Origin of the sequence: Lactobacillus nasalidis, assembly GCF_016587775.1 — a bacterium.
Classification (GTDB): Bacteria; Bacillota; Bacilli; order Lactobacillales; family Lactobacillaceae; genus Lactobacillus; species Lactobacillus nasalidis.
On sequence record NZ_BOCG01000031.1, the window covers coordinates 243 to 477 of the forward strand.

1 pseudogene is annotated in these 235 nt (G+C 44.7%); it reads left to right on the forward strand.

Annotated features, from left to right (window positions below):
• Nucleotides 1-235 (forward strand): annotated as a pseudogene (locus lacNas_RS14075) (IS200/IS605 family accessory protein TnpB-related protein); the annotation flags it as partial.

Genomic DNA, 235 nt, shown 5'->3' on the forward strand with positions numbered 1-235 from the left:
GCTGGCAATATCCAAAATGACTTGATGCAGAAGTTTACGACCGAACTGGTTAATGACTACGACAAGATCGTGATCGAAAATCTGTCGGTTAAGGGCATGTTGATGAGCCACGTAGCTTCAAAGGGTGTTCACCGGTCGATGTTTGGCAAATTTAAGCAGATCTTGACCTACAAGTGCGATTGGTACGGTAAGGAACTTATTCTGGCAAATAAGCTGTACCCGTCTACTCAGCGTT